This window comes from Caulobacter sp. UNC279MFTsu5.1 (assembly GCF_900114015.1).
Lineage (GTDB): Bacteria > Pseudomonadota > Alphaproteobacteria > Caulobacterales > Caulobacteraceae > Caulobacter.
Genome location: NZ_FORN01000052.1, coordinates 25779 through 39577, shown reverse-complemented (window position 1 = coordinate 39577; position 13799 = coordinate 25779). Strand labels below are relative to the sequence as shown.

The 13799-nt window shown below is 70.1% G+C and carries 13 protein-coding genes; 6 read left to right on the top strand and 7 right to left on the bottom strand.

From position 1 onward, the window contains the following. Window positions 1-703: 703 nt before the first annotated feature. Complete coding sequence (locus BM066_RS22300; protein WP_089930360.1) at window positions 704-1942, top strand: FAD-dependent oxidoreductase; 1239 nt, start codon at window positions 704-706, stop codon at window positions 1940-1942. On the opposite strand, the gene BM066_RS22295 is transcribed toward BM066_RS22300, so the two are convergent. From BM066_RS22295 to BM066_RS22280, 4 genes are all read right to left on the bottom strand, one after another. Beyond that, window positions 1939-2745, bottom strand: a complete 807-nt coding sequence (locus tag BM066_RS22295; protein WP_089930358.1) for an exodeoxyribonuclease III — start codon at window positions 2743-2745, stop codon at window positions 1939-1941. The two genes, BM066_RS22300 and BM066_RS22295, sit on opposite strands and share 4 nt — an antisense overlap. 259 nt (window positions 2746-3004) lie before the next feature. Then, window positions 3005-3646 (bottom strand): outer-membrane lipoprotein carrier protein LolA, encoded by a 642-nt coding sequence (locus BM066_RS22290; RefSeq protein ID WP_089930356.1) that lies wholly within the window; start codon window positions 3644-3646, stop codon window positions 3005-3007. 121 nt (window positions 3647-3767) lie between these two features. After that, entirely contained in the window at window positions 3768-6191 is a 2424-nt protein-coding gene (locus BM066_RS22285) for a DNA translocase FtsK (protein WP_089930354.1), read from the bottom strand. Between the two features lie 568 nt (window positions 6192-6759). After that, window positions 6760-7266: a DUF1993 domain-containing protein gene (locus BM066_RS22280; protein WP_018061090.1), complete on the bottom strand. Its 507-nt coding sequence runs from the start codon at window positions 7264-7266 to the stop codon at window positions 6760-6762. Between the two features lie 109 nt (window positions 7267-7375). Between BM066_RS22280 and BM066_RS22275 the strand changes: the two genes are divergently transcribed. Beyond that, window positions 7376-8275, top strand: a complete 900-nt coding sequence (locus BM066_RS22275) for a hypothetical protein (protein ID WP_089930352.1) — start codon at window positions 7376-7378, stop codon at window positions 8273-8275. Here BM066_RS22275 and BM066_RS22270 read toward each other — a convergent pair. Continuing rightward, the gene (locus BM066_RS22270; protein WP_026176367.1) at window positions 8272-8691 is read right to left on the bottom strand and encodes a winged helix-turn-helix transcriptional regulator; all 420 of its coding nucleotides are present in this window, start codon (window positions 8689-8691) and stop codon (window positions 8272-8274) included. The two genes, BM066_RS22275 and BM066_RS22270, sit on opposite strands and share 4 nt — an antisense overlap. A gap of 97 nt (window positions 8692-8788) precedes the next feature. Here BM066_RS22270 and BM066_RS22265 point away from each other — a divergent pair, with 97 nt between their 5' ends. Further along, complete coding sequence (locus BM066_RS22265; protein WP_089930351.1) at window positions 8789-9676, top strand: NAD(P)H-binding protein; 888 nt, start codon at window positions 8789-8791, stop codon at window positions 9674-9676. 71 nt (window positions 9677-9747) lie between these two features. After that, a complete protein-coding gene (locus tag BM066_RS22260) occupies window positions 9748-10179 on the top strand; it encodes a CBS domain-containing protein (RefSeq protein WP_089930350.1) in 432 nt (143 codons plus the stop codon). Window positions 10180-10349: 170 nt separating this feature from the next. Here BM066_RS22260 and mdh read toward each other — a convergent pair whose 3' ends face one another. After that, a complete protein-coding gene (mdh, locus tag BM066_RS22255; protein ID WP_089930348.1) occupies window positions 10350-11312 on the bottom strand; it encodes a malate dehydrogenase in 963 nt (320 codons plus the stop codon). Window positions 11313-11445: 133 nt separating this feature from the next. Between mdh and BM066_RS22250 the strand changes: the two genes are divergently transcribed. Both BM066_RS22250 and BM066_RS22245 read left to right on the top strand, forming a co-directional pair. Beyond that, window positions 11446-12507, top strand: coding sequence for a MaoC family dehydratase (locus BM066_RS22250; RefSeq protein WP_089930347.1), 1062 nt, complete (start codon window positions 11446-11448; stop codon window positions 12505-12507). Next, the gene (locus tag BM066_RS22245; protein ID WP_089930346.1) at window positions 12500-12925 is read left to right on the top strand and encodes an HIT domain-containing protein; all 426 of its coding nucleotides are present in this window, start codon (window positions 12500-12502) and stop codon (window positions 12923-12925) included. Before BM066_RS22250 ends, BM066_RS22245 begins: the two co-directional genes overlap by 8 nt. Before the next feature lie 63 nt (window positions 12926-12988). Here BM066_RS22245 and BM066_RS22240 read toward each other — a convergent pair whose 3' ends face one another. Further along, the gene (locus BM066_RS22240; RefSeq protein ID WP_089930345.1) at window positions 12989-13723 is read right to left on the bottom strand and encodes an SDR family oxidoreductase; all 735 of its coding nucleotides are present in this window, start codon (window positions 13721-13723) and stop codon (window positions 12989-12991) included. Between the last annotated feature and the right edge of the window lie 76 nt (window positions 13724-13799).

The following is a 13799-nucleotide window of genomic DNA, read 5'->3' as shown; positions in this document are numbered from 1 at the left end:
GACTGAGGGCTTGTTTCATCCCGGTCGACGTTTCCCCTCGGACGGGCAGGATCAAAGTCGCCCGGAAGGGGCCGTCGGCGACTCCGACAGATCCTGGAACAGGCCGGTTTGAACCTCCCGGCCCCGTCGACCCGCCTGTCCCGCCATCGTTCCCGCCGAACCTTGGGACCTTCTGAGCCCCGCCGCCCGCCAGGAGCCGATCGCCAGGCCCAGGCGGCCCCGCTCGGTTCCATCTCCATCGCCGCTTCGGGTCGGTACCAAGCGCCCTCCCCCGCGACGGAGACGGCTATGATTGTGCACGCGGTCTGACCGCTGGCGGATCGGTGACGCTGATTATTTTTCAGGACGTTGAAAGGCTTGGGGTTTTGCGCGCGGGCGACGGGGATAGACGCGGCTGGATCCCCGTTCAGGGACCGGGCGGAAGCCGCCCATCAAAACCCTCTCTCAGAGAGAGAGTTCAAGAAGGTCGCATGCGCGCTGGCCTTCGCAGCGGAATATCTCGGCTTCGCCGAGGCGGTCACCGGCCTGACCGCAAAGCCGCCCCAGCCAATCCCCCGCCCACCCCGCGGGCGTCGGCGCCCAGCGACCAGACAATCGCCGGCTTGGCGGCGAGGTTGGCCGGTCGGACGGCGGATTTCGTCGCCGCGCTTGGCCCGGTCCGGGCTTGATCGCTGGAGCGCGGGCTCGAGGCGGGGATGGCGGGATGATCGACAGACGGGGCTTTCTGAACGTCACGGCCGGCGGGGCGCTGGCCGCCGCCGGGCCGGCCGCCGCCCGGGTGATCAAGGGCGCGCCGGACGTCGTGGTGGTCGGGGCCGGAGCGTTCGGCGGCTGGGCGGCGCTGGCGCTGCGCGAGCGCGGCCTGTCGGTGGTGTCGCTCGACGAATACGGCCCGGCCAATCCTCGCGCCTCGTCGGCCGGCGAGACCCGCTCGATCCGAGCCGGCTACGGCGCCCAGGGCTTCTATTCGGCCTGGGCGGTCAAGGCTCTGAAGCTGTGGCGACTGAAGGAGGCCGAGTTCGGCCGCACCCTGCTCTACGTCAACGACCGCATCGAGCTGGCCGACCGCTGGCTGCCCGAGATGGTCGCCCAGCGGCGGATCTTCGACGAGCTAAGGCTGCCCTATGAGATCCTGGACCGCGACGCGCTGCGGGTCCGCTATCCGCAGATGGCGTTCGACGACGTCGACTTCGCCTTCGTCGAGACGGCGGCCAGCGCCGCGGTGATCAAGGCGCGCGAGAGCATGCTCGTGGTCTCCGAGGTGTTCCAGAAGAAGGGCGGCCAGTTCCGCATCGCCCGCGCCCGGCCCGGTCCGGCGACCGGCCGGCGGATGGACGCCCTGGCGCTCGGCGACGGCGGCGCCCTGGCGGCCGGCCAGTTCGTCTTCGCCTGCGGCCCGTGGGCGCCGAAGTTGTTTCCCCAGCTGGTCGGCCCCAAGGTGGCGGTGTGGCGCAGCGAATATTTCTACTGGGGGCCGCCGGCCGGCGACGCACGGTTCTCCTGGCCCAACCAGCCGGCCTGGCACGACCATGTCGCCGGCGGCTACGGCTTCGGCAGCCTGGAGCGGGGGCTGAAATATTCGCCCGAGGCCGGCGGTCGCGTCGCCCAGGATCCCGACACCGCCGAGCGCCTGCCGACCGACTATCTGCTCAAGCGCGGCCGCGACTATATCGGCCGCCGGTTCCCGGACATGCGCGACGCCCCGATCCTGGAGACCCGGGCCTGCCAGGTCGACAATACCGCCAACGGCCATTTCATCCTCGACCGGCATCCCGACTACGACAATGTCTGGCTGGCCAGCGGCGGCGGCGGCCACGGTTTCAAGCACGGGCCGCTGGTCGGCGACTACTTGGCCGACCGGGTCATGGGCCGGCCGGCAGACCCGGACACCGAGGCGCTGTTCCGGCTGGCCAGCCATGCCGACCTGGGCGGCGGGGCCTAGAGCCGAAGGTCCGCCGTCACCGGGGCGTGGTCGCTGGGCCGCTCCCATTCGCGCACGGTGTCGTGGACTTTGGAGCTGACCTTGCCGTCCACCACCGCCGCATCTCGAAGCCCGGGGCTGGCCAGGATGTGGTCCAGGCGCAGGCCGCGGTTGGACTTGCGGAAGTCGGCGGCGCGGTAGCTCCACCAGGAAAACAGCTTTTCCGGCTCGGGCGTGGCCAGGCGCGGCAGGTCGAGGAAGTCCATCGCGCCCATCAGGCCGGCGAAGGCCTCCAGTTCAATGGGCGTGTGGCTGACGATCTTCGACATCTGGCGATGGCTCCAGACGTCGTTCTCGCCGGGGGCCACGTTCAGGTCGCCGGTCAGGATCAGCGGCGCCTTGGGGGCGCGGCGCTTCATCTCGGCGGTCAGGGTCTCGTAGAAGTCCAGCTTGTGGTCGAACTTCGGGTTCAGGGCCCGGTCGGGGACCTCGCCGCCGGCCGGGATGTAGAAGTTGTGGATCTCGACGCCGGCCACCTTGGCCGAGACGCAGCGGGCATGGCCCTCGCGGCAGGCGTTGAGGACCGGCGCGTCCTCCAGCGGCAGGCGAGAGGCGATGGCCACGCCGTGCCAGCCCTTCTGGCCCATGATCTTGATGTGCGGCAGGCCCATGGCCACGAAGGCCTCGCGGGGAAACTCCCCCTCCTGGCACTTGATCTCCTGCATGCAGAGCACGTCGGGCGCCTGCTCGTCGACGAAGCGGGCGGCCTGCTCGGCGCGCAGGCGGACGGAATTGACGTTCCAGGTGGCGATACGAAGGCGCATGCCGTTCCTCTAGAGGGTGGAAACCCGGGATCACAACGAAAAACGCCCAGGCGCCGGAAGCGCCTGGGCGAAAGTCGGGTCTCTCATGCCGCCGCCGGGAGGGGATAGGTCCGGCACGGTTGCGAAGAGCGGGTCGGGCGCTCCTCGCCATGCGTGTTAAATCTGCCACGGATAGACTCTAAGTCAAGAACAATCGCGTTAACAACTTGCATGTTGTGAAATTGTCGCATTTCGGCTGCGTCGGAAGGCCGTAACGCAACTAGGGCTTGCCGACCCTGCGCCGGGGATCGGTAAGGACGAAGAGTTTCGGGTCCAGGCCGGCGGTGTTTTCGAAGTCGACCAGCCGCACGCGGGTCTCCCCGCCCTTGACGTCGGTCACCGTCCAGCCGGTCAGGGCCGGCGCGTTGCTGAAGTTCAGGGCGATGCGGCCCAGGGTCTGGCGCTTGGCGTCGACGGCGGTGATCGTGAAGCCGTCGGCCAGCTTGCGCACGCCTGTGATGACCACGCCGCGGTCCAGTCGCACCTCGCGCGCCAGCAGCAGGTTCAGCGGCGTGCGGCTGAGCGGATAGCTCTCGAAGGTCTTCAGCCGGCTGTCGAAGATGTTGACGGCGCTGCCGTTGCTGACGACCAGCAGGCCGGCCGGGCCGTCATAGGCGAAGCGGGCCTTGCCGGGGCGCTGCAGGTAGAAGGTCCCCTGGGTCTGTCCGCCGCGGGCGTCGGTCTGGACGAAGCGGCCCTTGGCCGAGCCCAGGGTCTGGATATAGGCCGTGGCCTTGTCGACCAGGGCCTGCTCCTCGGCGGACAGCGGCGCGGCGGCCGGCTGGGCGGCCAGGGCGGGACCGGCGGCCAGGGCGAGGCCGGCGGCCAGGACGAGACGGCGGGTCGGGGTCGTGTCGGTCATGCGATCTCCTAGGCTCCAACCTTTGCCCTGCCCTTGCGACGAGCGAAAGGCCGCCGCGCGACCATTTTCCGGCGCTGCGATGAAGCGCCGTTCAGGTTGGGATCCCGTCGGCGGCGCGCGCCTACATCGGCGGCGGCGGCGGGGCCAGGATCTCGCGCTTGCCGGCGTGGTTGGCGGCGCCGACCACGCCTTCCTTCTCCATCCGCTCCATCAGCGAGGCGGCGCGGTTGTAGCCGATCTGCAGGCGGCGCTGGATGTAGCTGGTCGAGGCCTTGCGGTCGCGGGTGACCACCGCCACGGCGTGGTCGTAGAGGTCGTTGGCCCCGCCCTCGCCGGCGAAGGCGCCCTCGACGGCCTCCTCCTGCTCCTCGTCGCCGCCGGCCGTGACCTCCTCCAGGTAGTTGGGGATGCCCTGGTCGCGCAGGAACTTGGCCACCGCCTCGACCTCGCCGTCGCTGACGAACGGGCCGTGCAGGCGGGTGATGCGGCCGCCGCCGGCCATGTACAGCATGTCGCCCTGGCCCAGCAGCTGCTCGGCCCCCTGCTCGCCCAGGATGGTGCGGGCGTCGATCTTGCTGGTGACCTGGAAGCTGATCCGGGTCGGGAAGTTGGCCTTGATGGTGCCGGTGATGACGTCGACCGACGGGCGCTGGGTGGCCATGATCAGGTGGATGCCGGCGGCGCGGGCCATCTGGGCCAGGCGCTGGACGGCGCCCTCGATGTCCTTGCCGGCCACCATCATCAGGTCGGCGACCTCGTCGATGACCACCACCAGATAGGGCATGGGCTCGGGGCGGATCTTCTCGGTCTCGTAGATCGGCCGGCCGGCGTCGTCGAAGCCGGTCTGGACGGTCCGTTCGAAATGCTCGCCCTTCTCCAGGGCCTCGACGGCTTTCTCGTTGAAACCGCCGATGTTGCGCACGCCGATCTTCGACATCCGGCGATAGCGGTCCTCCATCTCGCGCACCGTCCATTTCAGGGCGACGACCGCCTTCTTGGGATCGGTGACGACCGGGGCCAGCAGGTGGGGGATGCCGTCATAGACGCTGAGTTCCAGCATCTTCGGGTCGATCATGATGAAGCGGCACTTCTCGGGCGGCAGCTTGTAGAGGATCGACAGGATCATGGCGTTGACCCCGACCGACTTGCCCGAGCCGGTGGTGCCGGCGATCAGCAGGTGGGGCATCTTGGCCAGGTCGGCGATATAGGTCTCGCCGCCGATCGTCTCGCCCAGGGCCATCGGCAGGATGTGGGTGGCCTTGTCGTAGTCGGACGATGACAAGAGGTCGCGCAGATAGACCGTCTCGCGCCGCGAATTGGGCATTTCGATGCCGATGGCGTTGCGGCCCTGGGCCACGGCCACGCGACAGGAGATCACGCTCATCGAGCGGGCGATGTCGTCGGCCAGGGCCACGACCCGGGCGGTCTTGGTGCCGGCGGCGGGCACCAGCTCGTACATGGTGACCACCGGGCCGGGGCGGATCTGGTCGATCTGGCCGCGCACGCCGAACTCGGCCAGCACGCTTTCCAGCAGGCGGGCGTTCTGGCGCAGGGCCTCCTCGTCGAACTCGGCCGAGCGCGGCTTGGGCTTGGCCAGCATGGCCAGCTCCGGCAGCTGGAAGCCGCCCTCCTCCTCGAAGTCGAAGGCCTTCTGCTGCTCGCGCTGCTCGCGGCTGTTGGACTTGGCCGGAACCTTAGGCTGGGCGATGGCCAGGGGGCGGACCTCGAAGCTGGGCTCGAAGGCGTCGTCGTCCTCGACCGGCGGCGGCGCGGCCTTGGCGGGCTTGGCGGCCTTGCGCGCGGCGGGCGCCTCGGGTTCGATCTCGATCACCGGCGCGGCGGCCTTGCGCGGGGCGCGCGGGCGGGCGGCGGGTTCGGGCTGGGGCGCCGGGACGGGCGCGGCGGGGCGCTGGCGCGGCTGCATCAGGCCGTGGATCAGGTCGCCGATCGCCTCGGGATCGATGCGGCGGACGCCGATGGCGTAGCCCAGGGCGATGACGGCGCCGACCGCCAGCAGCAGGGCGGCGATCAGGTGGGCGCCGGGCAGGCGGGCGAAGCCCAGCACGCCGGCCAGCAGGTTCAGCACGCCGTCGCCCCAGAAGCCGCCCAGGCCCTTGGCCAGCGGCCAGGCGGCGGGCCGCGGCGGCGCGGCCAGCAGGCCGGCCAGGGCCAGCAGGCCCAGGCCCCCGACCAGGGCGCGGAGCCGCAGGTCGCGGCGGTGGGCGGCCGGATCGGCCTGGGTGACGCGCGACATGCCGAACACCAGCATCAGGGCCGCGGCCATCCAGCCGGCCAGGCCCATCGACTGCATGACCACGTCGGCCAGGGCCGCTCCGGCCCCGCCCAGGGCGTTGGTGGCCGGCAGGCCGGTGGCGGCGTTCAGGCTGGGATCGGCGGCGTTGTAGGTGGCGACCGACAGCAACAGGCCGGCCCCGACCACGCAGATCACCCCGCCCCGGAACCGGGCCGACCAGGGCTGGGCCCAGCCGTAGCGCACCGCGTCCCAGACCAGTTCAACGCTCGATCGCCGCGCCGCTCGCGCCATCAGAAACCACCTTGCACTCGTAGACCCCCCTGTTTTGCCGCAAGAGGGTTAAGAGCCGTTTACGCTGATGGTGTGGCCATGCGGTTTGAGGTCGCGGATCGTCTGGTCCTCCCTCGGTGGGAGGGGCTATCGTCTATGGCCAAAGATGGTTGTCATCCCGGACGAGGCGCGTAGCGCGAAGATCCGGGACCGAGGCGTGAACTCGGAGCTAGCGCGATCCCGGATCTGCGCCCGGCTTCGCCGGGCTTGTCCGGGATGACAACCCCATTCTCGGTCAATTCATATGCGATCGCCCTGTCCCGCACAGGAAGAGCACCTTCGCCGCGAGACCTTGAAGGACGTAGAACAAAAAGAGAACATACGTCCGGACTCGACGTGCCCGGGAGTCATTCTGGCGCGTAGCCCGCCGCTGTTGGCGGGTCAGTGGGTGCGGACATGGACAAGGAGTTGTTGAGTCAGTTGCCGATCATTCTGTCGGCGGTCGCGGGGGTGTTCACCGCCCTGGCGACCTTGGTGTGGGCGTTCCGGCGGAAGCCTTGAGCTTCCGCCGGAACGTCGGATCTGGGCCTCAGGCCGTGCCCAGATAGTCCTTCTTGCCGATCTCGACGCCGTTCTTGCGCAGGATCGCGTAGGCGGTGGTCAGGTGGAAGAAGAAGTTGGGCTGGGCCTGGGCCTGCAGATAGGCCAGGCCCTTGACCACGCTGGTCTCGCCGCGGCGCACCAGGGTGATGTCGCGATCCTCGGCGCCCTCGAACTTGGCCGGGTCCAGGCCTTCGACATAGGCGATCGCGCGGTCGACGCGGGCGATCAGTTCATCGAAGCGGGTCTCGACGTCGTCCCAGGCCGGAACCTCCTCGCCGGCCAGGCGCGCGGCGCAGCCCTTGGCGAAGTCGGTGGCGATCTGCACCTGGCGCAGCAGCGGGAACATGTCGGGATAGAGCCGGGCCTTCAGCAGGCTGTCGGGGTCGAGTTTCTTAGCTTCGACGTGCGCGGCGGCCTTGGTCAGCACGCCTTTCAGGCCGTTGAGCCCCTGGACAAAGACCGGCACGCTGGCTTGATGGATGGTGAGGGTCATGGGAACTCCGCTGAGAAGGCCGCAGTCCTAGCGCGCCGGATCGCCACGAGCCAGACTGTCCATGATCGTGACGCTTGATCGCCGTTCCAGGGATTCGCCAGGGCCCGCCATGACCGACGCTTCCGTCCCGCCCCTTCGTTGCCTGGCCATCGCCGTCGCCGTCGCCGTCCTGCTGCTGTCGGCGAGCGCGGTCGCGGCGCGGGCGCCCGCCCCCGTTCCGGCCAGGACGGCGCAGGCGTTGCGAGCGTCTGAGAAGGCGGTCTATGCCGGCGCCTTCGAGGCCGCGTCCGAGGCCCTGGCCGCGCCCCTCGCTGTCTCCATCGATTCCGACGAGGTCCTGCGGCTGCTGCTGCAGCGGGTGCGGGTGCACCAGACCCAGAGGCTGTCGGGCAAGGTCAGCCCGGACGAGGGCGTCACCCTGGGCGCCGTCAGGGTGCTCTTGCCCTATGTCCGGGACCCTGCCCTGCTGGCCCTGGCCAGCCTGCGCCAGACGACCTCCACCTATTTCCGCGACCTGACCGCCGGGGACGTCTCCAAGTCCATGGCTCTGCAGCCAGCCTATCGCGAGGCGGCTCGCGGCCTGACCGAGCCCTGCCCGCGGGCCGAGGCCCTGTTCTTCGCTGGGCTGATGCCGCAGGCGGCGGACGACGTGGCCGCCTCGGCCGAACCCCTCGCCGAAGCGTTCCAGGTCGCTACGGCCGGCGGCTGCGAGCTGGAGCTTTCCTATGTCCTGCGCCACCAGGCCGCCGTGCGTGACGCGGCCGGCGACAAGGTCGGGGCCCGCGACCTGATGGCCCGCTCACTGGAGATCCGCCAGAAGATCGGCTTCGAGGTGTTCGCGCCTTTCTCCCAGCTGTCGCTGGCCGACACCGAGGAGGCCCTCGGTCGGGTCGAAGCCGCCCAGGCCCTGCGGCGCCAGGCGCTGGACGCGGCCCGCCGCCTGGACCTGCCGGCCCAGGAGGCCGCGGCCTTGAAGGCGCTCGCCGCCAAACCCGGTGCGTCCGACTAAGCGGCCTCGGCGTCGAACCGGGCCCGGGCGGCGCGGATGTCGGCGTGATGGCGCTCGGCCCAGGTCACCAGCCCCGCCAGGGGCTCCAACAGCGAGCCGCCCAGCGCCGACAGGCTGTACTCGACGCCGGGCGGCTTGGTCGGGAACACCTGGCGCTCGACCAAGCCGTCGCGCTGCAGGTCGCGCAGGGTCTGGGTCAGCATGCGCTGGGAGATATCGGGCACGGTGCGGCGCAGCACCCCGAACCGGCGTGGTCCGCCGGCCAGGGCGATCAGCAGAAGGGTGCTCCACTTGTCGCCCAGGTGGTCGATCACGTCGCGCACCGGGCAGTTGGCGGGGCTTAGGTCCGTGGCCGCCATCCAGCTCTGGAAGGCGTCGACCAGTTGGGCGGCGGCGGGGCTGGAGGGTTCCCTCAAGGTGCCTATCTCCCGGAAAACTGCCGCCTTTACGGCGGCTGACAGGTCTCACATCTACACGTGGTCTCATTTCGAGACCACTTAGAAGGACAAGCCGATGAGCGTCTCCCCTTCCAGACTGCTGGTCACCGGCGCGAGCGGCCAGCTGGGCCGCCGCGTGATCGAACTGCTGCTCGAGGCCGAGACCCCCAACCTGATCGCCGCCAGTCGCGACCCGGCCAAGCTGGCCGACCTGGCGGTCCGAGGGGTCGAGACCCGCCGCGCCGATTTCGACGATCCCGCCTCGCTGGCCGTCGCCTTCGCGGGGGTCGACCGCCTGCTGCTGGTCAGCACCGACGCGCTGAACCAGCCCGGCCGGCGCATCGCCCAGCACCGGGCGGCGGTGGCGGCGGCCGCGGCGGCTGGCGTCAAGCACGTGGTCTACACCTCGGCGCCGGGCGCGCGGCCGCAGGTCGACGGCGGGGTGATCGACGACCACTTTTGGACCGAGCAGGCCCTGGCCGCCAGCGCCATCCCCGGCTGGACCATCCTGCGCCACAACCTCTATGCCGAGCTGCTGCTGATGGGCGCGGGCCAGGCCGTGGCCAGCGGGGCGCTCTATTCGGCCACCGCCGGGGCGGGCCGGGCCTATGTCAGCCGCGAGGATTGCGCGCGCATCGACGCCGCGGCGCTGCGCCAGGGCGAAGGCCGAAAGATTCTCGACGTCTCGGGACCCGCCGCCGTCACCCAGGACGAGGTCGCCGCCCTCTACAGCCAGTTGTCGGGCAAGCCGGTCACGCACCACGCCCTGTCGCCCGACGCCCTGCGCCAGGGCCTGCTCGCCGCGAGCCTGCCGCCTTCCCTGGTCGCGGTGCTGGTCGATTTCGACGTCGCGGCCGCCGAGGGCCAGCACGCCATCGTCACCGACGCGGTCGAGGCGTTGACGGGCCAGCCGCCCGTCTCGGTCGCGGCCTTCCTGGAGGCGCATCGCGCGGCCTTCAGCTAGGCCGCGACGGAACGGGCGCGGCGGCGCGGGGTTTCTCAGGGGTTCAATTCACTCCTCAAGGAGCCTTCCCCATGAAAGTCAGCGACGCGATGACCAGCCAGGTCTCCACCGCCGCCCCCACCGACACCGTCCGCAAGGTCGCCCAGGTGATGGCCCATGTCGAAACCGGCGCCGTGCCGATCGTCGAGGGCGGCAAGGTGGTGGGCCTGGTCACCGACCGCGACATCGTCCTGCGCGTGGTCGCCGAGGGCCGTAGCTTCGACAGCCCCATTTCCGAGGCGATGAGCGAGGGCGAGGTGCAGAGCGTCCGCGAGGACGACATCCTGGCCGACGCCACCGCCAAGATGGCCAGCCACCAGATCCGCCGCCTGGTCGTGCTCGACGAGGCGGGCAAGCTGACCGGCATCCTGTCGCTGGGCGACGTGGCCAAGGACTATGGCGCCAAGCAGGTGGGCAAGACGCTGGAGGAGATCTCGCAGGAGGGCGGCGAGGCGGCGCACTAACCCCCTCAGTCGCTCCGCGACAGCTCCCCCAGAGGGGGAGCAGCTAGTACGATTAGATCCTCCCCCTCTGGGGGAGGTGGCCCGGAGGACCGGAGGGGGTCTTGCGGCGGCAAGAAAAAGGGCGGCCCCTTTCGGAGCCGCCCTTTCCGTATCCGAAGCTCGAAACCCGCCTAGACCAGCGAGCTGTCGATGCCCTTGCAGGCTTCCATCAGGCCCTTCACCGACTCGACGGACTTGGCGAACATCGCCTTTTCGTCGTCGTTGGTCTCGAACTCGACGATCTTCTCGACGCCGCCGGCGCCGATCAGCACCGGCACGCCGACATAGAGGCCGTCCAGGCCGTATTGGCCGGTCAGGTAGGCGGCGCACGGCAGGACGCGCTTCTTGTCCTTCAGGTAGCTGGTGGCCATGGCGATGGCCGATTCCGCCGGGGCGTAGAAGGCCGAGCCGGTCTTCAGCAGGGCGACGATCTCGCCGCCGCCGCCGCGGGTGCGCTTGACGATGCCGTCGAGCTCGTCCTGGGTCATCCAGCCCTGCTTGACCAGTTCCGGCAGCGGCAGGCCGCCGACCGTCGAGTGACGGACCATCGGCACCATGTCGTCGCCGTGGCCGCCCAGGGTCCAGGCGTGGATGTCCTCGACCGACACGCCGGTCTTTTCAGCCAGGAAGTAGGCGAAGCGCGCCGAGTCCAGGACGCCGGCCATGCCGATGACCTTTTCCTTGGGCAGGCCCGAGAACTGCTGCAGGGCCCAGACCATGGCGTCCAGCGGGTTGGTGATGCAGATGACGAAGGCGTTGGGGGCGTGGGCCTTGATGCCCTCGCCGACGGCCTTCATGACCTTCAGGTTGATGCCCAGCAGGTCGTCGCGGCTCATGCCCGGCTTGCGCGGCACGCCGGCGGTGACGATGCAGACGTCGGCGCCGGCGATGTCGGCATAGTCGTTGACGCCCTTCAGGGCGACGTCCTTGCCGAACACGGCCGAGGCTTCGGCGATGTCCAGGGCCTTGCCCTGCGGGGTGCCTTCGGCGATGTCGAACAGCAGGATGTCGCCCAGCTCCTCGCGCGCGGCGATGTGGGCCAGGGTGCCGCCGATCATGCCGGCGCCGATGAGGGCGATCTTCGCGCGAGCCATGGGGTCTCCGTCAGGGCTGTGGACGAGAATGTCGGGGCGCGGTCTACGCCCGCTGCGGTTCAGTCTCAAGCCCTCTTTCCCGTTTCGCTGCGGTGCGGCAAGACTGCCTGAACAACGATAAGAGGACGCAGGGATGAGCAAGACCGATCCGGGGCGCTTCTTCGAGGACTTCAAGCTCGGCCAGGCGATCGTCCACGCCACGCCGCGCACCCTGACCGCCGGCGACGTGGCGCTGTACACGGCCCTGTACGGGCCGCGCTTTTCGCTGTTCTCGTCCGACGTCTTCGCACGCGATTGTGGGCTGGAGACCGCTCCGGTCGACCCGCTGGTCGCGTTTCATGTCGTGTTCGGCAAGACCGTGCCCGACATCAGCCTGAACGCCGTGGCCAACCTGGGCTACGCCGAGGGCCGGTTCCTGGCCCCGGTGCATCCGGGCGACACCCTGTCGGCCCGGTCCGAGGTGATCGGGCTGAAGGAGAACTCCAACGGCAAGACCGGCGTCGTCTACGTGCGGACCACCGGGGTGAACCAGCGCGGGGTGGCGGTGCTCAGCTATGTGCGCTGGGTGATGGTGAGGAAGCGCGACCCGGCCGCGGTGGTCGAGGGCCAGTCGGTTCCGCCGCTGGCTGTCGCCGTGGCCGCCGCCGACCTGGCCCCGCCGCCGGGCCTGGATTTCAGGCGCTACGACTTCGCCCACGCCGGCGCGCCGCACGCGTTCGAGGACTATGCGGTCGGCGAGAAGATCGACCATGTCGACGGCATGGCGGTCGAGGAGGCCGAAGCCCAGATGGCCACGCGGCTGTGGCAGAACACCGCCAAGGTGCATTTCAACCAGTTCGAGCGGTCGAAAGACCCATCGGGCCGGCGGCTGGTCTATGGCGGGGTGGTGATCTCCACCGCCAAGGCCCTGTCGTTCAACGGCCTGCAGAACACCGGCCTGATCCTGGCGATCAACGGCGGCCGCCATGTCGGCCCCTATTTCGCCGGCGGCACGGTGTTCGCCTGGTCGCAGGTGCTGGACAAGGCCGACCTGGGCCACGGGATCGGCGCCCTGCGCCTGCGGCTGGTGGCGACGGTCGACCGGCCCTGCGCCGACTTCCCCGACAAAAACACCATTGGGGACGAGGCCGGGGCCTATGCGCCCGGCGTCATCCTCGACTTCGACCATTGGGCGGCGGTGCCGAAACGTGGCTGAGTTCGTGCTCGATCCGGCCTTCGCGGCCACCTCCGCCCTGCTGGGCGACCTGCCGCTGTGCCAGGCCCGCCTGCAGCTGGACGCCCGCTATCCGTGGGTGGTGCTGATCCCGCGCCTTCCGGGGCTGCGCGAGCTGGAGGACCTGGCCCTGGCCGACCGGGCGCGGCTGATGGAGGAGACGGTGATGGCCGGCGCCGCCGTCCGGGCCGTAGCCGAGGTGCTGGGCCTGGCGGTCGACAAGCTCAATGTCGGCGCCCTGGGCAACGTCACCCCGCAGCTGCATGTCCACGTGCTGGGCCGCCGGGTCGGCGATCCGGCCTGGCCGGGGCCGGTCTGGGGCCATTCGCCGGGCGAGGCCTATGGGCCGGAGGCGCTTGAGCGGGCGGCCGCGGCGGCGCGGAGGGCGCTGGGCCTGTAGGCCCGCGTCATCCTGGGAAGCGCGCTGCGCCGCCCGGGACGACAAGGCCTGGCGCGGCCCGCTTCAGATCGAATAGCCGCCATCGATGGTCAGGCTGGCGCCGGTGACGAAGGCGGCTTCGTCGCGGACCAGATAGGCCACCAGTCCGGCGATCTCGCGAGTCTCGCCCATCCGGCCCAGCGGCAGCAGCGGCAGGACCATCTCGGCCAGGCCTTCGGTCATGTCGGTGCCGATGGGGCCGGGCTGGATGTTGTTGACCGTGATCCGGCGGGGGGCGAGGTCGAGGGCCGCGCCCCGGACCAGGGCCGCGACGGCCGTCTTGGTCATGGCGTAGACGCTGGCCCCGGCGAAGGCGACGCGCGCGGCGGCGTTGCTGCCGATGGTCACGATCCGTCCGCCGTCCGACAGGCGCGGCGCGGCGTAGTGCAGGGCGGCGAACACGCCCCGGATATTGACCGCGACCATGCGGTCGAACTCCTCCATCGGGAACTGGTCGATGGCTCCGTGGCGCAGGATGCCGGCGTTGACCACCAGGATGTCCAGCCGGCCGAACCGGTCGAGCGTCTGGTCGATCGCCGCCTTGATCTGGGCCGCGTCGCCGCTGTCGGCCTGGAGGGCGATCGCCGTTCCGCCACGGGCCGCGATCCCGGCGCGCAGCGCCTCGGCCGGACCGGGCGAGGCGGCATAGGTGAAGGCCACCTGGGCGCCGTCGCGGGCCAGGCGCTCGACGATCGCCGCGCCGATGCCGCGCGAGCCGCCCAGCACCAGGGCGACCTTGCCGTCTTGTTCTCGTTCCATCCGAAATCTCTTTCTTGACTGTTCAGTCCATAACGGAACCGCATATGGCGTTGTGGATCGTCCAGTCAAGAACATT